The 18,163-nt window shown below is 35.8% G+C and carries 19 protein-coding genes, 1 pseudogene and 2 riboswitches; of the genes and pseudogenes, 1 reads left to right on the plus strand and 19 read right to left on the minus strand.

Annotation, left to right across the window (positions count from 1 at the left end; genetic code table 11):
• From thiD to desA, 10 genes are all read right to left on the minus strand, one after another.
• Positions 1-807, minus strand: a complete 807-nt coding sequence (thiD, locus tag KHA94_RS04930) for a bifunctional hydroxymethylpyrimidine kinase/phosphomethylpyrimidine kinase (RefSeq protein WP_213100979.1) — start codon at positions 805-807, stop codon at positions 1-3.
• Entirely contained in the window at positions 776-1,297 is a 522-nt protein-coding gene (thiW, locus tag KHA94_RS04935; RefSeq protein ID WP_213100980.1) for an energy coupling factor transporter S component ThiW, read from the minus strand. Before thiW ends, thiD begins: the two co-directional genes overlap by 32 nt.
• 28 nt (positions 1,298-1,325) lie before the next feature.
• A complete protein-coding gene (locus KHA94_RS04940; protein ID WP_213100981.1) occupies positions 1,326-2,336 on the minus strand; it encodes an ABC transporter substrate-binding protein in 1,011 nt (336 codons plus the stop codon).
• 22 nt (positions 2,337-2,358) lie between these two features.
• Positions 2,359-3,126 (minus strand): ABC transporter permease, encoded by a 768-nt coding sequence (locus KHA94_RS04945; protein WP_213101303.1) that lies wholly within the window; start codon positions 3,124-3,126, stop codon positions 2,359-2,361.
• The gene (locus KHA94_RS04950; RefSeq protein WP_213100982.1) at positions 3,113-3,859 is read right to left on the minus strand and encodes an ABC transporter ATP-binding protein; all 747 of its coding nucleotides are present in this window, start codon (positions 3,857-3,859) and stop codon (positions 3,113-3,115) included. Before KHA94_RS04950 ends, KHA94_RS04945 begins: the two co-directional genes overlap by 14 nt.
• 18 nt (positions 3,860-3,877) lie before the next feature.
• Positions 3,878-4,567, minus strand: a complete 690-nt coding sequence (gene tenA, locus KHA94_RS04955; RefSeq protein ID WP_213100983.1) for a thiaminase II — start codon at positions 4,565-4,567, stop codon at positions 3,878-3,880.
• 132 nt (positions 4,568-4,699) lie between these two features.
• A riboswitch (TPP riboswitch) is annotated at positions 4,700-4,791 on the minus strand.
• A 75-nt stretch (positions 4,792-4,866) separates the two neighbouring features.
• Positions 4,867-4,972, minus strand: a riboswitch (TPP riboswitch).
• Between the two features lie 109 nt (positions 4,973-5,081).
• A complete protein-coding gene (locus KHA94_RS04960; RefSeq protein WP_213100984.1) occupies positions 5,082-6,149 on the minus strand; it encodes a branched-chain amino acid aminotransferase in 1,068 nt (355 codons plus the stop codon).
• 280 nt (positions 6,150-6,429) lie between these two features.
• Complete coding sequence (locus tag KHA94_RS04965; RefSeq protein WP_213100985.1) at positions 6,430-7,029, minus strand: response regulator transcription factor; 600 nt, start codon at positions 7,027-7,029, stop codon at positions 6,430-6,432.
• Positions 7,026-8,162, minus strand: a complete 1,137-nt coding sequence (locus KHA94_RS04970) for a sensor histidine kinase (RefSeq protein WP_213100986.1) — start codon at positions 8,160-8,162, stop codon at positions 7,026-7,028. Before KHA94_RS04970 ends, KHA94_RS04965 begins: the two co-directional genes overlap by 4 nt.
• 151 nt (positions 8,163-8,313) lie before the next feature.
• On the minus strand, positions 8,314-9,348 hold the full coding sequence (desA, locus tag KHA94_RS04975; protein ID WP_275950859.1) for a Delta(5) desaturase DesA: 1,035 nt from the start codon (positions 9,346-9,348) through the stop codon (positions 8,314-8,316).
• Between the two features lie 142 nt (positions 9,349-9,490).
• On the opposite strand from desA, the gene KHA94_RS04980 reads away from it, so the two are divergent.
• Entirely contained in the window at positions 9,491-9,847 is a 357-nt protein-coding gene (locus KHA94_RS04980; protein ID WP_213100988.1) for a hypothetical protein, read from the plus strand.
• Positions 9,848-9,878: 31 nt separating this feature from the next.
• Here the strand turns inward: KHA94_RS04980 and KHA94_RS04985 are convergent, their stop codons facing one another.
• The 9 genes and pseudogenes from KHA94_RS04985 to KHA94_RS05025 form a co-directional block, all read right to left on the minus strand.
• Entirely contained in the window at positions 9,879-10,781 is a 903-nt protein-coding gene (locus KHA94_RS04985) for a DUF1002 domain-containing protein (RefSeq protein ID WP_213101304.1), read from the minus strand.
• Between the two features lie 288 nt (positions 10,782-11,069).
• Positions 11,070-11,666, minus strand: coding sequence for a branched-chain amino acid aminotransferase (locus KHA94_RS04990; protein WP_213100989.1), 597 nt, complete (start codon positions 11,664-11,666; stop codon positions 11,070-11,072).
• Between the two features lie 308 nt (positions 11,667-11,974).
• Complete coding sequence (locus KHA94_RS04995; RefSeq protein ID WP_213100990.1) at positions 11,975-12,484, minus strand: DUF3189 family protein; 510 nt, start codon at positions 12,482-12,484, stop codon at positions 11,975-11,977.
• Between the two features lie 89 nt (positions 12,485-12,573).
• The gene (locus KHA94_RS05000) at positions 12,574-13,038 is read right to left on the minus strand and encodes a (2Fe-2S)-binding protein (protein WP_213101305.1); all 465 of its coding nucleotides are present in this window, start codon (positions 13,036-13,038) and stop codon (positions 12,574-12,576) included.
• A gap of 24 nt (positions 13,039-13,062) precedes the next feature.
• Positions 13,063-13,896 (minus strand): FAD binding domain-containing protein, encoded by an 834-nt coding sequence (locus KHA94_RS05005; protein WP_213100991.1) that lies wholly within the window; start codon positions 13,894-13,896, stop codon positions 13,063-13,065.
• A pseudogene (locus KHA94_RS05010) lies at positions 13,883-14,941 on the minus strand (xanthine dehydrogenase family protein molybdopterin-binding subunit); the annotation flags it as partial. The pseudogene KHA94_RS05010 and the gene KHA94_RS05005, both read right to left, overlap by 14 nt.
• 797 nt (positions 14,942-15,738) lie before the next feature.
• Positions 15,739-16,443: an ABC transporter ATP-binding protein gene (locus KHA94_RS05015; RefSeq protein WP_213100993.1), complete on the minus strand. Its 705-nt coding sequence runs from the start codon at positions 16,441-16,443 to the stop codon at positions 15,739-15,741.
• Entirely contained in the window at positions 16,436-17,209 is a 774-nt protein-coding gene (locus KHA94_RS05020) for an ABC transporter ATP-binding protein (RefSeq protein WP_213100994.1), read from the minus strand. The genes KHA94_RS05015 and KHA94_RS05020 overlap by 8 nt, the downstream gene beginning before the upstream one ends.
• A complete protein-coding gene (locus KHA94_RS05025; protein ID WP_213101306.1) occupies positions 17,181-18,161 on the minus strand; it encodes a branched-chain amino acid ABC transporter permease in 981 nt (326 codons plus the stop codon). Before KHA94_RS05025 ends, KHA94_RS05020 begins: the two co-directional genes overlap by 29 nt.
• Positions 18,162-18,163 lie beyond the last annotated feature (2 nt).

The following is an 18,163-nucleotide window of genomic DNA, read 5'->3' on the forward strand; positions in this document are numbered from 1 at the left end:
TTATGCTTTTACTAGATTTGCTTTTTCATAGAGTTCATAAAAATGATTTGTTGGTCCGTGACCATGGCCAAGATTAAGACTATGCTTGATTGCAGTTGTAATATAGCTTTTAGAAATTTCAATGGAATCTTTTAAAGAAACTCCTTTTGCTAAATTAGCAGCAATCGCTGATGAAAGTGTACATCCTGTTCCATGTGTATTTTTTGTATGAATTCGTTCTCCGTAAATCCAATGAAAATCTGTTCCATCAAAAAATAAATCATTTGGGTCTCCACTATGATGCCCGCCTTTTAATAGGACCGATTTTGCTCCTAGTGCTTGAATAGCCCTACACACATCAATCTGATCTTGATCAGATTGAATTCGAATGCCAGTTAACACTTCGGCTTCCGGAATATTAGGTGTAATAACTGTCGCTAGTGGTATCATTTGTTCTTTTAGTGCGGTAATTGCTTCCTCTTGCAGTAAATGATGCCCGCCCTTTGAAACCATTACAGGGTCTAGTACGATAAAGCTAGGATCATATTTTTTAAAAGAGTTTGCAACTATATCAACTGTTTCAGATGAAGAAAGCATTCCAATTTTTACGGCATCAACACGAATATCATCGAAAACTGCTTCGATTTGATCCTGAATGATAGAGAGATCAATATTCTGAACAGAGCGAACTTCCTTCGTGTTTTGAGCAGTGATCGCTGTAATGACTGACATTCCAAATACGCCTTGAGCTGCAAATGCTTTTAGATCAGCTTGAATTCCTGCACCTCCACCAGAATCAGAGCCCGCGATTGTAAGTGCTGTTTTCATGTAACAAACCTCCAATTGCTTTATTCCTAACTAAAACCTTCAATAAACCAAATCCCATGATTGCTCCAGTAAAGGAACTCAATGTGAAAGCAGGAATAAAACCAAATAATGTAGCATCCTGTCTTAGAATTAAAACTGCAATAGGATAAGTGGCTAGTGCACCTAAAATCCCTGTACCAATTACTTCGCCTGTTGCTGCAAAGCCAATTTTCCTTGTTTTTGAATAAAGGATTGCTGCTAGAAATGCCCCCATCATACTTCCTGGATATGCAAACAGACTGCCAGTTCCAAGCATATTTCTTAGTGTTGAAGAAATAAATGCTTGTATAACTGCATACCACGGTCCAAGTAACACAGCAGATAACACATTAGCAAAATGCTGAATGGGGAAGATTTTTGCAAAACCAACAGGAATATAAATAAAGCTACTAGAAACAGTGGTGATCGCTGCAATGATTGCAGTTAATGTAAGCTTTTTAGTTTTTTGCATAGATTTCATCTTCCTCCATTTCCCAAAGTTACTTTGAAACGATATTAGTAAATGCTTCTTTTGGATCAACTTTTTCTTGAATAACTTTTGAATCGTATAGCCAATCTGCAACATCCTGCCACACAGCTTCATCTTGATAACCAAAAGGTATATTCGGATCCTCCATTAATGGCAGTAATACTTGTAAGCTTTCTTCTTCAACTTCTTTATCTAATGGAAAGCTTTCATTTTCGTGATCTAGTAATATTTGAAGCCCAGCTGCAGGATCTTTTTTCAACGTTTCCTGTCCTTTTGTTACAGCACGCCAAAACTTCTCAATGGACTCTTTTTTCTTTGCTAATGTTTTTTCACCAGTTACGATGACTAATTCATAATTATCGGGCACACCATAATCAGGGAGACTAAGGAAATCAACGTTGTAGCCTTCTTTTTTCAGAAGGACTTGCTCATGATTGATATAAGCACCAACAAGTGCATCTACGTTATCTGTTGCTAAGGATGGCATTAAATCCCAGCCGACATCTGTCATCTTTACCTTGCTCATGTCACCGCCATCGTTTTTAACCATTGATGAAACTACTGCTTCACTAATAGAAGATGATGGGAAGCCGACATTTTTTCCTTCTAAATCTTTTGGTGAATTAATTTCACTTTCTTTTTTATACATAATCGCATCTAGAGAATGTCTTACAAGTGCGGCAATAGAGACAACTGGTATGTCCTCTGCTCGTGATAATAAAAGCTGGCTTTGATAGCTAATAGCTAAATCAACTTTTCCAGTAGCTGCAAGCTTTAAAGGATCATTTGTATCAGCAGGCATTTCAATTTTTACGTTTAGACCTTCATCTTCAAAATATCCTTTTTCCTTTGCAACATAAATGGCTGTATGAACTGCATTCGGATACCAATCAAGCATGATACTAATATCATCAAGCTCTTTCTTATTACCTTCCTTGGTGCTCTCGTTTTTACTTGAACAGCCAACGAGCATAATCGCCATTACCACAATCAATAATCGTTTAAACCATATTTTTTTCAAAATGTTCCACTCCATCTGTAAATTAATCTGTATATTTCCATTTTAAAACGCGTTTTTCTATTAATGAAATGAGTGCAAACATAAGTATGCCAAGCAAAGTAAGAATGGTAATTGCCGCAAATACTCCCTCAGAATTTAAATTACCAGACATTCGACGGCTGTAATATCCAAGCCCTTCACTTGCTCCTAACCATTCGCCAATTGTCGCTCCGACTAAGGCATATACGATTGCAAGCTTTAACCCTGAGAAAAAAGAGGGCATTGCCATCGGAATATTAAGCTTTTTGAAGATAGACATGCGGGTTGCCCCCATCGAACGTAGTAATTCGATATATTCCTTATCACTTGATTTAAGTCCATCATATGTACCAACAACGATTGGAAAAAAAGAAATTAGTACAGTCACAGCAACCTTGCTCCAAATTGTATAACCAAACCAGAGAACAAAAATTGGTGACAGTGCAATGATAGGGATCATCTGTGATATTAATACCGCAGGATAAAGAGTTTTTTCCACTATTTTTGAAAAAAACATACCTACTGCTAATCCAACTCCACCAACAACAGCTATGACAAAGCCAATTAGAAATTCAAGCAAGGTTGCAGGCAAATGCTCTAAAAATAACGGCTTCCAATTTTCTATGATTGATGTGATTACACTCGTAGGCGCCGGAATGATAAAGGCAGGAATGAGCTCTGATCGAACGAGGTATTCCAGCAAAATAAAAATAATAAGGGTAAAAATGAGAAACAGACTATATGTTTGCAGCCATTGTTTAATTTGTTTCATGGGCAATCCTTTTCTCCAGATTATGTCTTAAAGTAATAAGTTCCATTTCGTGCAGCATTTCAGGGTGGCGTGGCCGAGACAGATTTACAGGAATATCATCCAGTGTTTTATCCAAATGTAATAAAAGAATTCGATCACTTAAAAAACACGCTTCCTCTAAATCATGTGTGATAAATAAAATCGTTTTATTTAACTCCTGCCAAATAGACAACAGCCATGTTTGCATATCTTTTTTTGTTAACGCATCAAGTGCACCAAAAGGCTCATCAAGCAATAACAAATCTTTCCCCGTTAATAGAGCACGCAAAAATGCTGCCCTTTGTCTCATTCCGCCTGACAGCTGATCTGGCAGCGCATTCTCGTAAGCGAGTAATCCTACACGGTCAAGCCAGCTTCTTGCCTCATCCTTCGTTATTTGTAGATCCTTTTGAATCTCCGATGCAATCATAATATTCTCTATAATTGTTCTCCATGGGAGCAGAAGATCTCGCTGTGGCATGTAGCCAACATCCCCAAGTGTGATTGCTTTTCCATTGATTAGGATTTCGCCTTCATCTTGTTTAAGCAGGCCTGTAATTAATTTTAAAATCGTACTTTTCCCAGTGCCGCTTTTTCCAATTAATGAAACGAAATCTCCATTTCTTACTTCCATATTTAAATCAGAAATAACTTTATTTTTTTGATTTGCTTCATTCCTAAATGTATAGGAAACATTTTTTAACACGAGTGTCATCTTTTCACCAACTTGTTTTTAGATCGGCCAATCTTGTTTATAATAGTTCATATCCCAAAATAAGTATTCATATTTTGATGCCATTTGAAAGTGCTCCTCAAGTATGGTTAACTCACGCTCAGGTTTCCCTTCCGCAAGCTCATCCATCAGTTGAATTAACCATTTTGCACCTTCTCCAAATGCTTCTGAATCATATGTTTCAATCCATTTAGCATAACGATTTGTTGATAGATGTTCTCCATATTGCTTTCTTAGTAATTTGCCGATTTCCCAATAATCCCATGCACAAGGAAGTAAACAGGATACAAGCTCTGCTAAACTACCATTCTGGGCAACATTCAACATATATCTTGTATAGGCTAAATTGACAGGTGTAGGTTTTGTTGCTTCAAGTTCTTCACGGGTAATACCGAATTCTGCTGCAAATTGGCGATGTAATTCCATTTCAAAATGAAGTGTTTCATGAAGGGTTTGTGCGAAATTTCCCATCATATTTAAATCATGAGCTTTCATTACGCCTACCGCAAAAAGCTTTGAATAGTCAATTAAATAAACGTAGTCTTGCTTCATATAATGGATGAATTTTTCTTCATCCAAAGTCCCTTTTCCAAGTTCTTGTACAAATGGGTGCTGATGGTTTTTCTCCCAAATTGGCTTAACATTTTCAAATAACCTTTCAGTGAATTTTTTCGTTTTTACAGTTTCCATTTCAATTCTCCTCCTGAATAAATTGAGCTCTATTTTGCCTTACTGGAATAAACTGCATCTTTGGTAAATGCAGAAGAAAAAAAAGAAAACCGCTTTCATATTGGAAAGCGGTTAATGAAAGAAGTAATATATCTTTCACTAAACCTACTTCCCTACGCTAGTATGAACTAGATCAGGTTCAAAGGGTTCTATCTCAGCCATTTAAGGCGCCCCTAGTAGATTAATTCTATAGAATTTGTAAAAATCAAAAAATCCCCACTCAAAAACGTAAGAGTGGGGATAAATAAACATACGAATATTTTATCCAAATGCCACTTCCCTACGCCAGTATAAACTAGATCAGGTTCAAAGGGTTAAGAACAGTTGTTCCATCTCAGTCTTATGCAGACACCCCTAGTGTACTTTTATCTTCATAAATAGAATAGCATGAAATATTATTATTGCAAGGAAAATAATTTGAAAGATAAGGATTTCCAAAAAAATGAATATAAAAAGAGCTGTTTCAAACAGCTCTCTATACTAAAACACGCCATCCAAATGGATCTACTATCGAGCCATTTTGTATGCCTGTTAAGGTCTCGTATAATTTTTTTGATAATGAACCTGTTTCTCCGTTATTAACAACAAGCTTCTCTTGCCAGAATAATTCTCCTATAGGTGAAATAACAGCTGCCGTACCTGTTCCGAATGCTTCTTCTAATTTTCCTTCTTTACTAGCTTGATATATTTCTTCTATTGAAATTTTTCTCTCAATAACCGGAATATTCCAAAGCTTTAAAAGTTGGATAATTGAATCACGGGTTATTCCATCTAAAATACTTCCATTAAGTTCTGGCGTAATGACTTCCCCATTAATCTTAAAGAATACGTTCATGCTTCCAACTTCTTCGATATACTTATTCTCTTTTCCATCTAGCCATAATACTTGCGAATAACCTGATTTGCTTGCAACTTCCTGCGCTTTTAAGCTAGCTGCATAGTTACCAGCTGTTTTCGCATTACCAGTTCCACCTCTAACAGCACGCACAAATTCCGTTTCAACTGCGATTTTTACTGGGTTAATGCCTTCTTTATAATATGCTCCTACTGGAGATAAGATAATGATAAATTGATAAGTTAATGAAGGTGAAACTCCTAAATGTGCTTCTGTCGAAATAATGAATGGACGAATATAAAGAGATGTTCCTTCTACATTTGGAACCCAATCTCTATCTACATTTAGTAATTGTTTTAAACCATAAAGAGCAAGCTCTTCATCAATTTGTGGCATACACAAGCGAGCGCTCGATCGATTTAATCTTTCCATATTTTTATTAGGTCTAAATAGAAGGATTTGCTCATCTTTTGTCTGATATGCTTTTAGCCCTTCAAAAACAGTTTGCCCGTAATGAAATATTGTGGCTGAAGGATCTAAAGTAATAGGTTGATAAGGAACAATTCGCGGATCATGCCAGCCTTTTCCTTCTGTATAATCCATGATAAACATATGATCTGTAAAGTTCCTTCCAAACTGAAGATTGTCAAATGCTGGTTTTTGTTTTCTTTCATGACTAAGGTTCATTTCAATTTGATAGCCGTTCATCCTACTTCTCCCTGCCTTCTTATACTTTGTCGCTTTAAATTGTTAATCCAATCACTAAAAAAACACCTTAAAGAAAGGATAATTAATATTTTCAAATAATTTCATCTCGTGATTGTAATTACAATTATCCGACAATCTATAGGCTTTTGTCGAGAGGTTTTTGTAAATTTTTTAAATTATTTAATAATTCCACACTCTCTAATTACAATTCCAGGTGAACTAGAAGTTTTATGATTTTTTCGGTTATATTTTAATGCAATTAATTATCAATTTGGACAGCTTACTTAAACCAGCCTTTTTCTTTTGATTGAGTAATGGCTTCAATTCTATTCTTCACCTCAAGCTTTTCCATTATTTGGGAAATATAATTTCTCACTGTACCAGTCTTTATACTTAACTCATCAGCGATCTCTTTCGTATTTTTACCATGAGCAACAAGTTCGAGTACCTCTTTTTCTCGTTCAGTCAATGGGTTTTCTTCACTGTACACGTCATCCATTAATTCCGGGGCGTATATTCTTCTACCAGACATGACAAATCTGATTGAACTAGCCAACTCTTCACTAGGGCTATCCTTTAATAAATAACCCCTAACTCCTGCCTTTAAAGCCCTTTGAAAATAACCAGTTCGCGCAAAGGTTGTTAAGATGATGACCTTGCAGCTTGTTTTTTTTAGTTCTTCAGCAGCTTCAAGGCCAGTTTTTTCGGGCATTTCGATATCCATAATGCAAACATCAGGCTGATATTTTTTTACTAGTGCAATTGCTTCTTCGCCTGTGCTCGCCTTTCCAACTACTTCCATATCATCTTCAAGATTAAGCAGAGAACCTAATGCACCTAACATCATTCGTTGGTCTTCTGCTATGACAATTCGAATCATTTTATCTCCTCCTTATCTGTCTGTTTTATGACGCTAGGTACTTTCATGATTATGGTTGTGCCATTTGTTACAGTAATTTCAAGATTGCCGTTTACAAATTCAAGACGCTCTTTAATTCCTAATAGTCCATGTCCTTTTGTTAGGCTGTAATCATTTTGAATCCCTATTCCATTATCCTGTATTGTTATGCATATTTCATTTAATGTTTGTTCTATTTTTATTAGGCATGTCGTAGCTTTACTATGCTTTACTATATTCGTAACTGCTTCTTTCATACACATGCTTAGTATATTTTCTAGAAAGATTGATACATTTACTAATTTTATTTCTTCAGGACAGATTAGATTTATTTGTGCAGCTTCAAGTAATTGCTTAATACGAATGATTTCCTCCTTCAAACGAATCCCTCGCATTTGGGAAACCATATTTCGAACTTCATTTAAGGCAGTCCTAGCCGTTTGTTGTACATCCTTCATTTCATTGCGTGCATGTTCAGGATCTTTATACACGAGCTTACGCGCTAAATCACTTTTCAGACCTATAAGTGATAGTTTTTGCCCTAGTGTATCATGGAGGTCCCTTGCAATTCGTTGACGTTCCTCTTGTTTTACAAGCTCTGCAATTCTCTTATTGGCATATTCCAGCTGAGCTTCAAGCTTTTCCTGCTTTTTCTTATTATATATATTGAATGGAAGCAGGATTACACTTATCCAAATAATAATGATAAAAGGCAATTGCGATAAAAATAGCTCATCCCTAAGGACGAAATTAAAGTTTATTGAAATGGTAGTAGACACTAAATGAATAATATAAATAGTCAAAAAAGCAATCCTGTTTTTAATATTTCCGTTATAGTAGGCAATATAAAAGGCGAAATACACAAATTGAAAAAGAATCGTCATTGTTATAGAAATACTAATCAGGACACAGGCCCATAAATAAACAGGCCATTTTTTTGAGATGAACGCAAGACGAAGTGTGATAAAAAAAAGTATGGTCAGTATAATTCCGATGATAATATCAATGGTTGAAGAGGATTGAAAAATAAAATAGAAAGGCAAAATACTTATAACACTCCAAATGTATGGAGTAATCCCTGAACTTTTTAGAAAAGACAAATATTTTTTCAACATAAAAACCTCTTTTTTGAAAATTGCCATTCATTCTGTAATGCTATTTTATCATAAATTGAAACTTCCATCATTGGGGGTTACAGCCCATTCATTTTCGTAAAAAAATGGCAAGGAGCTTTTTTCATTAAGCCTTGCCATTCGTAAATGTAAATTAATTGAATTTGGAAATAAGTTGCTTTTCTTTTCGATTTTTCATGATAGTAATAGCTTCTTTATAAGCAACAAATTTTTTATTATGTTCGTCCCATAGACGGAATTTTAGCGATTGTAAGCTTGTTTTCAATGATATGGTTGGCACATTATGCAATGGCTGCGTATTATTATGGGCATCTTCTAGCTTATAGTTAGGAACTTTTGGGCTTAAATGGTGTACATGGTGAAAACCTATGCTTCCAGTCATCCATTGCAGCGGTTTTGGAAGCTTATAAAATGAGCTCCCTTCTACAGCAGCTTTTACATATTCCCAATTTTCATCTTCTTCGAAATATGAATCTTCAAAAGTATGCTGAACGTAGAATAACCATATACCTGCAGCGCCAGAGATCAAAAAGATTGGAGCTTGCACTAGAAGAAATGCTTCCCAACCTACCGCCATGCAAAGCAAGCTATATAAAGCTACTATTGAAATATTTGTAATATACGTATTTAGCCGTTCTTTCATTCGGGCATTTTTTCTATTGAATCTATTTTTTATCAAGAATTGATAAATCGGGCCGAGACCAAACATGATAATAGGGTTTCGGTAAAGTCGGTAACCAATACGTTTCCAAAAAGATGCAGAAATATATTCTTCAACTGTTAGCAGCCAAATATCTCCAACGCCGCGCTTATCAAGATTACTGCTTGTCGCATGGTGTACAGAATGGTCATGCTGCCATTGGCTAAATGGGAAAATGGTGATAATCCCGGTTATCGTACCAAGGATTTTATTTGCTTTTCGATTTTTAAAAAAGGAATAGTGGCAGCAGTCATGAAAGATGATAAAAATTCGGACTAATAAACCAGCAGCAATTATACTTATACCAAGTGTTAAAAAATAAGAAATAGATAAGCTTTTATATGCTAAAAACCATAAAATAATAAAGGGTACAATAGTGTTCAGAATCTGCATGATACTAGAATTTGTGTTAGGGTTTTCAAATGGGGACATTTGCTTTCTTAAATGAAGTTGCTTTTCTTTGGTCATATGTGTATCCTTCCTCATCTTTTCTTTTAATCATAAAGAAATGGAAAAGGCATTTGAAGGCATACGTGTCATGTATAAACCATGATAAATGTCATGTAGGGAAATTTAAAAATTGAAGTTGAAAAATTGGAGGCATAATAAGATGAACAATTTTATGGACAAACTTGTGCACAAAACAAAATCAGCTATAAGTTCCACTTCTGCACATTTGAAAGAAAGATTTTATACATTAACGGGAACCTCTTCAGCAACTGTTATACAAATTGCAGAATATATCCGCAATCATACCGATACAAAGGTAATGAAGAAAGAACTTTTAGGCCGAACTTTTTATTTTTACGATCTGAATGTGGAAGGGATACTTTATCATTTAGAAACAAAAAGTGATTATATTCTACAGCTTGATGTACAGTTGGAAAACAAACAAATTGTAACATATCGCTCTTATCGGGATCATTTTAGCTTAAACATACCTATAAAATTCCCAGAGTTCACATAAGAAAACCCCCATTCATCAGGGGGTTCACTTCTTATGAGAATAAACCTTTTATACTTTCAAATAAATTTTTAAAAAAGTCACCAATTGCTTGTAGAAAGCCTTTATCACCAACGGCTTCATCAATGCGCTGCTTTATATCTTTAGAAATGTCTTCTAGCTGAGATTGTACATTATCAAAATTGATGTTAAGTGAACGCATTTTTTCAAATAGATCAATTAGGAGCTGACGATCCTGATCACTTAATTTAATTTCAAGCGTTTGTAATTGTTCATTAATGATTTGTTCAATATCTTCCTTTGTAGCAGGATTTTGTGCTGCTATTTCCTTCTTGATTTCGGTTAAGAGCTCGGTTACTTTATCTTGATTCATGCCTTCCTTATTTGCTAATTGAGTTGCCAAGCTAAGTTCCTCATTCGCTACCTCTGTATGCTCTGTATTAAGCCCTTCGCCATTTCCTTCATCATATGCTTTATATATTCCGACTAAGGCAGAATGGCCCGAGACTTTTACTGGTGAAGCGACTTCAACAACAGCATCCTGGATTCCAGCAGTTAGAAGTGCATTGGCATACATTTCATCTGTCACTTCGGTAATATTTTCAGGTGTAACTTGTCGAACGACAAGTCCTTCTCCTGCTTCTTTTCTTGTAATTTTTGCCGATGAATACATATTTGCATGTCGGTCACCATTAATATACTTCACAAGATCGTCTCCGGTAACGGTTATCTCCGTTACTTTGCTTGTATCCTTTACCCCTAATAATTTACGCACTTCTTCCTTTTGACTTGCTGATAATTTTTCACCATATACAACGATAGGCATACCAAATTTTTCATTGATGGCTTCTTCATTACTATCCCCATTCGACGCATTGGCATTTGTTCCGAAATTTAATGTTAGAATCAAAGAAAACGCAACTACTATCCATTTCATCAATTGTTTCAATATTTACACTCTCCAATTAAATATAAATTGTCGTAAAGAACAATTTTTCATAATGCATATAGCACTTTTAGAAATTTTATCACATTTTTCGTAAATCGTCCTATATTTAGCATTTTACTTGTTGATCGCCGAGTCCTTCTGACAAATGAATAGTTTTTCTTTTGTAATTGTGATTACAGATATATAATCTAACATTAGCACGTTAAACCTTTAGCCAAAAGAAAACAGACCTTTTCAAAGGTCTGTTAAAGTTTGTTTTGCTATCGGGAATAATTCTTATTGCATGTCTTCTTCTACAGCTTCCACAAGCTTAAATAGATAAAGATAAATTATTCTACATGTTTCATTAATTGACAATTCATCATTAAATCCGTCTACACCGTTCAAGGCAAAATTAAATTCCCATAAGCCATCCGCATGGCTAAATAGTAGACTGTATTTAACTTCCCCTTTTAATCCCTCATTAATTTTCTCTTTTAACTTGTTTTCATATTTCTTTTGCAGCTTTAAGCCTAACATGACCTCATAAGTGCCGAAAACATCATCTACTTCTATACAAACAGATTCGGCTCCAATGAGATCGAACCATTTAGATTCTATGTAAATAAATTCTTTTATTTGTTTTTTTAGATAAGAAACTGGCTGGTCCAAAAAATTAGAAGATTCTTCAGCAAGCATTTCTTCCGATTCTTTATCGTATCGTTCAATAAGTGCGTCATTAAAACGTGTATTATCCTCTTTTTCTATAATTGTAATGTCTTCTTCGAGAATCTTATGCTTTTTTGCATAGGCAATTTCTTCTTTATAAGTCTCGATTAATTTGGAATTTGCTATTTTATTTGAAAAATATTCGTGAAGTTTTTTATTTAACATTTTACCGCTCCTTTTTTAACAGTTGATCGTCTTTTCTTTGCAGATTTCGCTTTTACATTTTTTGAAGATCCTTGTGTTTTTTCTACTTGAATGTATGTAGGATTCTTTAAATGTTTTTGGGCGGGCTCTCTAATTTCAGCAGGTATTGTTGCCGAAAATAGCATCGTTTGTCTGCTTAACGGTGTACTTTCTATAAAGCATTAACCATAATATGATTTTTTTCTTTTATTTTGCTTGTTTTCCGTTGAAATAGCAAATAAAAAAAACAGACAATCGTATCGTCTGTTTACATCCAGTAAATTGTTCTTTTAAGCCTGAAAGTTTTTATTTTCAATGACAGTTACCTTCGAATTAGTGGTGTTTCCGATTTGTTTTGTCCTTTCAACAAGCTTATGTACATTTAAGCAGGATTTCTTTGCACCAGAAACTAATAAGGGAACCCCGATGAAGTCGATTTTTAATCCTCTTGAAAAAAATCCCCCCATTGTCATAGCAAAAGGAACAGTTGGTGAAGTGTTTGAAAAAATTATTTTTTCATCTATTTGCAATTTATCCTCAATTAAATGGCAAAAGTTTTTTAATGCTGGCACAACAAGCTTAGACGATCTTCTTCCTAAAGTATATACCGAATTTCCATCTTCGTCTGTTCCATGAAAAATAAACTTCCCAGCATCTGATTTATTTAGCTTATTAAAATACGGTACATTTAATATTTCTTCCTTAGTAAGCACTCTATTTTCAGGGAGAATTTGTAAATGATAAGACGCAGCTAGTGCTGTTGTATGAGTTCCACCGAAATCATTATATATATAAATCAACAGGATCATCCTTTTAATAAAAACTAAAATATTATTATTATTATCTCCTGTTAATATGAAAATTATTCAAACATCCAGCGTATATTAACTTACTCTTTTCTTGATTCCACTTCATTATGAATGACTGATAAAACTGCTTTTTCGATTTCCTCATAACTTGTGCATCTGCAAATATTCGATTCCAGCCATTCCTTTATTGTCTCCTTTGAAGGATTTTGATATTTTGAAATCAAGGCATGGCAATTCATAATAAATCCAGGCGTACAATATCCGCATTGAAATGCAAAGTTTTCAATAAATGCAGTTTGTATTGGTGCATTTTTTAGCCCTTCGATGGTGGTTATTTTCCGTCCTGCCGCTTCTACAGCTAGTATTATGCAAGATTTATAGGGAAGTCCATCCATTATAATTGTACAAGCACCACAATCTCCATTTAGACAGCCTGGTTTTGAACCAGTCAACCCTAACTCGAGACGGAGAATACTTAATAGAGTGCTAAATGGCCTTATTTCCGCTTGATAAATTTCATCATTAATATCAAGATTGACACTGATTTTATTTAAAGGTAAAAAAGCCACTTATTCCCCCTCCAATTCCCTGAAAATATCCTTCAATGTATTTCTTAAAACAAATAATCGATACTCTTTAGAGCCTTCAACATCATTTAGGATGGGGCCTGGCAAATATTTAATAGCATTCATGATTCTTTCATCAATGGGCAATTGCCGATTATTTAACTCTTTTTCAACCTCTAATGAACGAAATGGAAATGGGCATAATCCGCTAAAAGCAATTCTTAATTGACCGTCCTTTTTTAGAGTTGCAATCGTTATTAATGGGTATCCAGTATCCCATTGCTGCCTTTTTTTGATCGCATAATGCGGCAATGACAAATAACTTTCCTCTGTTTGTAATTGAACAAGAAACTGTCCTTCATTAAGGTTAAGTGTTTGATTAAAAACCATATGAATTGGGAGGCTTTTCACCCCGTCATAACCAGCTAAAATGACATTGCTATCCGCTAAGAGAAAAGGCAAAACTGCTTCACGATAAAAGATTTGACCACAAATATTGCCTCCTAAAGTAATCTTATTACGAGCAGTGAAATCTGCTACCCCTCTTGAAGTTTTACTTAATAGAGGAAAAAAATTTTTTTCTTCCAGATAAGTTAATGATATGGAAGCTCCAGTTATTAAAAAATGATCATTTAATTCGAAGATCTTACATTCAGGAATATTTTTTATATCAATAATAGCTCCTGTTTGAATGAGGTTTAATCTCCGAAATGTAATGATTTCAGTCCCGCCGGAGTAATAAAGAGGCTGTTTATTTACATGCTTTAATTGAAAAAATAAATCAATGGCTTCATTTAAGCTTTTTGGCTGATAGTATTCAATATCAGCTGTTAACATCGGGATCACCACCTTCTTTAATCCTCCAAAGTAATTCTGGAATGATTGGCAAATAGTTAATAGGTACAGAGAGAGCTGTTGAAAGACTATTTCCAAGGGCGGCAGGCATTCCAAGTAATCCGTGCTCACCAACTCCTCTTGCTCCAAATGGTGCATCTATTTCGGAGTTTCAATAAAATCTACAATATATTGAGGATGTTCTCCAAAGCGTATAGGCCGATACGTTCTAAATTGATGATTAAGTACTCTTCCTAATGAGTCAAATACAAATGTTTCCATTCCAGCAAAGGACAGTCCCATGCTCATAGCACCCTTCACCTGTTCTAATGCAGTTTCTATGTTTAAGACCCTCCCAATGTCAATGACAGATACAGCTTTAAGAATTTTATAAGTAGAATTTTCCGTATCAATTTCCACTTCTACTCCTTGCGCTCCAACGGTCCATTCAGGTCCTGGCTTTCCAATACAATTAATTATTTTTGCTTTTAATTTATTGTTTCCCATGTCGTTGATTTGACCTTCATCCCAATTAATCAGTTCTTTTAATCTTGTAATACATTTCGGTAGATTTCCTACATTGTTAGAATTTAGGAGGACTTGTGTCGGGGTTGTATCTCCTAGCATTATGGCATTCCGAAGACGAAGTTCAAGTGGATCTATTTTCAGTTTCTCTGCTAACATATCCATCGTTCTTCCAAAAGCAAATAGGACTTCTGGATGTCCGAATCCTCGGAAAGGAGAAGCATATGGATGGTTCGTATACATGCATAATGAATCGCACCAAATGTGGTTAATATTGTAGGGGCCAGTACAGTCAACCGCACCTGCTCTGCTGAGATCTGCGGATTTGTCAGCATATGCTCCGATCAAATAAGTAAAGTATTTCAGCAACTTTAATAAGCCCATCCTCTGAACATCCAATTTTAACAGTCGCATCAAGACCGATGTGGCAAGGAGATGTAAGAATATCTTGCTCTCTGCTATTTTGTATTTTCACTAACCTGCCTTTAACTGCCTTTGAAGCAATATAAGCAAGAAACTCTAGCGCCCTAGGTTCTCATGAATGATGACCGCACCAGGTTTAAGAGCTTCAGTGGGGGAATTTACGACAGGCAGTAACTCATATTGAACTTTAATGGCTTCTGCTCCGCGTATCGCAATAAAAGGAGATTCAACAACTACTAATACTACAACCTCTCCGTGATATCTGACTCGATCTACAGCAATTGGCGGTTTGTCTCATATGATTCTTTTCGATAAAAACCTTTTCTTATCGTTTTCATTTTGGAATTCATCCCCTTCATAACACATAACTTTCTGAAGAGTTATTTCGATGTTCCTTACCACGGTATTAAATTTATGAATCAGATTGAGAAAAGATGTTATTCCTTTGTAATAAAGCGGAACTCAATTTATGGAGACAATTTATTTTTCCCAAAATCACGTTATAAGTCACATTTTCTCGTTCTGACTTCTTAAGAAAATGCCTCTCTAATGGGCTTCCTCACTCTTCGAAAGGTAGCTATTTTATTCAGCCGCCGTGCTACACACTAATTGCATTAGGGTCTACCTATTCGCCTAAGGGTCTCTCGGTTTTCCGCAACTCCTTCAGACACACCTCACGACTTTGCCCATGATTAAGCTTCCCGAGCTAGGTCAGTCTCCTCAGGGAAGTATTTTCACCACAAGGGATTCAAGTTCATTATCTTCCTTCAGTCGTTTCATCGAGATGACGTTTCTGTCCAATAATGAAAAGAAGAGTGTCGACTGAGTCAACACTCTTTACGACTGCGCTTCGCACAAAGAGACACCATTTGGAGTCTCTTCAAAAAATGATTAACTTCATTTTTTACCAAGATAGGCTTCGACAACCCGAGGATCTTTTAATAGATCAGATGCTTTTCCTTTGATAATGATTTTTCCCGTTTCCATTACATACCCATAATCGGCAATTTTTAATGCTTGCCTAGCGTTTTGCTCAACAAGGAGAACAGTTGTCCCGTTGTCCTTGATTTCTCTAATGATTTTAAAAATATCTGCGACAATTAGCGGTGCAAGTCCCATTGATGGTTCATCAAGCAGTAAAAGCTTAGGACGGGAAAGCAATGCTCTAGCAATTGCGAGCATTTGCTGTTGTCCCCCTGAGAGAGTACCACCGAGTTGTTCTTTTCTTTCTTTTAAGATAGGAAAATGCATCATTACTTTTTCTACATCCTTGTCGATTTCATTGTCTTTTCTATGGTAGGCTCCCATTTCCAGATTCTCTATAACCGTCATACTACCAAGGATCGCTCTGCCTTCTGGGACAAGTGCAATACCTTTCCTTAAAAGCTGATCAGGTCTTAGTCCTGTAACATTTTCACCTAAAAACTCTATTTTCCCATTTTGCGGCTTTAATAAACCTACAATGGTTTTCATCGTCGTCGTTTTTCCTGCGCCATTTGCTCCCAGTAGTGTAACAATTTTTCCTTGTTCTACATTTAGAGTAATTCCTTTTAATGCCTGAATTTTCCCATAAAAAGTTTCGATATTTGTAATATTAAGCACTTTGTTCATCCTCCTCCGAACCGAGGTAGGCTTCGATTACTGCTTTATTATTTTGAATATCCTTTGGGGTACCCTCAGCAAGCTTTTTTCCAAAATTTAAAACCAAAATACGGTCACAAAGCTTCATTACAAGTGGCATATCGTGTTCAATGATAAGAACTGTAATTCCTCTCGCTTGAACTTTTTTTATTAAATCAAACAAGTCATCCGTTTCAGTTTCATTCATCCCTGCAGCAGGTTCATCCAGCAACAATAGCTTTGGCTTACTTGCTAAGGCCCTAGCTATCTCTAGTCTTCGTTGTTGACCGTAGGATAAATTTTCCGCCTCAGTGCCGATTCCATCCGATAACCCAACTAATTCTAGTAATTCTATTGCTGAACCACGAAGTCTAGCTTCCTCATTTCTCTGCGCTTTTGTTCGAATAACACTGCTAAATACTCCAGACTTGCTGCGGCTATGTCCACCAACCATCACATTTTCCAGTGCAGACATTTGTGGGAAAAGACGTATGTTTTGAAAGGTTCTGCAAATTCCTTTTTCTGTAATCAAATGGGGCTTAATTCCGGTGATTATTTCGCCGGCGAAGGTAATTTCCCCAGATGATGGTGGAAATAGATTTGTAATCATATTAAACATCGTCGTTTTGCCAGCTCCATTGGGACCAATTAAACCAAAGATTTCACCTTCTTCAATGGAGAAGGAAACATCCGTTAGCGCAGAAATACCACCAAAATTTTTAGAGATGCTTTTGATTTTTAGAACCATGTTCTGCCCTCCTTTTTGGCAGTCTTAGCTTTTGGAACCAATGTAAAACTTGTACATCGATTAGTCCTTGAGGACGGAAAGCCATCATTAATAATAGGATCAGACCATAAATCATATAGCGATATTCACTTATAAACCTCAGCATTTCTGGCATTAAAGTCAAAAATGTAGCTCCAAAAATTGCACCCACAATGACCTCACTTCCACCAAATACTGCAAAGATAAGGATTTCAACTGCTCGATGATAGGAAAAATCAGCCGGGCTAATATAGGACATGACGTGCGCAAATAAAGCACCCGCAAAGCCTGAAATGAGAGCACCTTGGACAAATGCTAATACTTTATAGTAAGTAATATTAATCCCCATCGATTCTGCTGCTTTTTCATCCATTTTAATAGCGGCAAATGCTCGTCCAATTCTAGAATTCTGCTGTCTAAAAATAAACCATACGAGTAGAATATTAATGAGTAGTAAAACAAAAAAAACTGTTAAAAACACAAATTGATTATTTTTTAAACCAATAATTGCTGGATCAAAACCAGCATCTTTTAACACCATAAATATTTCTCTTCCAATATGCGGAATTCCGGAAATCCCAACTGCTCCCTTTGTAACCGATTCCCAGTTTACAAAAAACACTCGGATGACTTCACCGAAACCGAGGGTTGCAATGGCTAAATATACCCCCTGTAGTCTCAGAGAAGGAATCCCTACTAGAATACCAAACAATCCTGCAACTACAGCACCAGCAATGACTCCCACTATAATTGGTACATCAAAGTTAAGTGTCAATAGGGCGGAGGTGTACGCTCCTATCCCCATAAATCCTGCATTTCCAAGAGATAGCTGCCCTGAAGAAAGGGTTACATAAATGCTCAGTCCGAGAATAATATTGATTAGGATAAATGATCCAACTTGTAAATAATAAGGATTCACAATTTCTACAAGCATCA

Origin of the sequence: Cytobacillus citreus (assembly GCF_018343665.1) — a bacterium.
In the GTDB taxonomy this organism is placed as follows: Bacteria; Bacillota; Bacilli; order Bacillales; family Cytobacillaceae; genus Cytobacillus; species Cytobacillus citreus.

Bases quoted from the DNA above. Each gene is read 5' to 3' on its own strand.
- thiD (WP_213100979.1), bottom strand. From the start codon at position 807: ATGAAAACAGCACTTACAATCGCGGGCTCTGATTCTGGTGGAGGTGCA.
- thiW (WP_213100980.1), bottom strand. From the start codon at position 1,297: ATGCAAAAAACTAAAAAGCTTACATTAACTGCAATCATTGCAGCGATC.
- KHA94_RS04945 (WP_213101303.1), bottom strand. From the start codon at position 3,126: ATGAAACAAATTAAACAATGGCTGCAAACATATAGTCTGTTTCTCATT.
- KHA94_RS04950 (WP_213100982.1), bottom strand. From the start codon at position 3,859: ATGACACTCGTGTTAAAAAATGTTTCCTATACATTTAGGAATGAAGCA.
- tenA (WP_213100983.1), bottom strand. From the start codon at position 4,567: ATGGAAACTGTAAAAACGAAAAAATTCACTGAAAGGTTATTTGAAAAT.
- KHA94_RS04960 (WP_213100984.1), bottom strand. From the start codon at position 6,149: ATGAACGGCTATCAAATTGAAATGAACCTTAGTCATGAAAGAAAACAA.
- KHA94_RS04965 (WP_213100985.1), bottom strand. From the start codon at position 7,029: ATGATTCGAATTGTCATAGCAGAAGACCAACGAATGATGTTAGGTGCA.
- KHA94_RS04970 (WP_213100986.1), bottom strand. From the start codon at position 8,162: ATGTTGAAAAAATATTTGTCTTTTCTAAAAAGTTCAGGGATTACTCCA.
- desA (WP_275950859.1), bottom strand. From the start codon at position 9,348: ATGACCAAAGAAAAGCAACTTCATTTAAGAAAGCAAATGTCCCCATTT.
- KHA94_RS04980 (WP_213100988.1), top strand. From the start codon at position 9,491: ATGAACAATTTTATGGACAAACTTGTGCACAAAACAAAATCAGCTATA.
- KHA94_RS04985 (WP_213101304.1), bottom strand. From the start codon at position 10,781: ATGAAATGGATAGTAGTTGCGTTTTCTTTGATTCTAACATTAAATTTC.
- KHA94_RS04990 (WP_213100989.1), bottom strand. From the start codon at position 11,666: ATGTTAAATAAAAAACTTCACGAATATTTTTCAAATAAAATAGCAAAT.
- KHA94_RS05005 (WP_213100991.1), bottom strand. From the start codon at position 13,896: ATGTTAACAGCTGATATTGAATACTATCAGCCAAAAAGCTTAAATGAA.
- KHA94_RS05020 (WP_213100994.1), bottom strand. From the start codon at position 17,209: ATGGTTCTAAAAATCAAAAGCATCTCTAAAAATTTTGGTGGTATTTCT.
- KHA94_RS05025 (WP_213101306.1), bottom strand. From the start codon at position 18,161: ATGCTTGTAGAAATTGTGAATCCTTATTATTTACAAGTTGGATCATTT.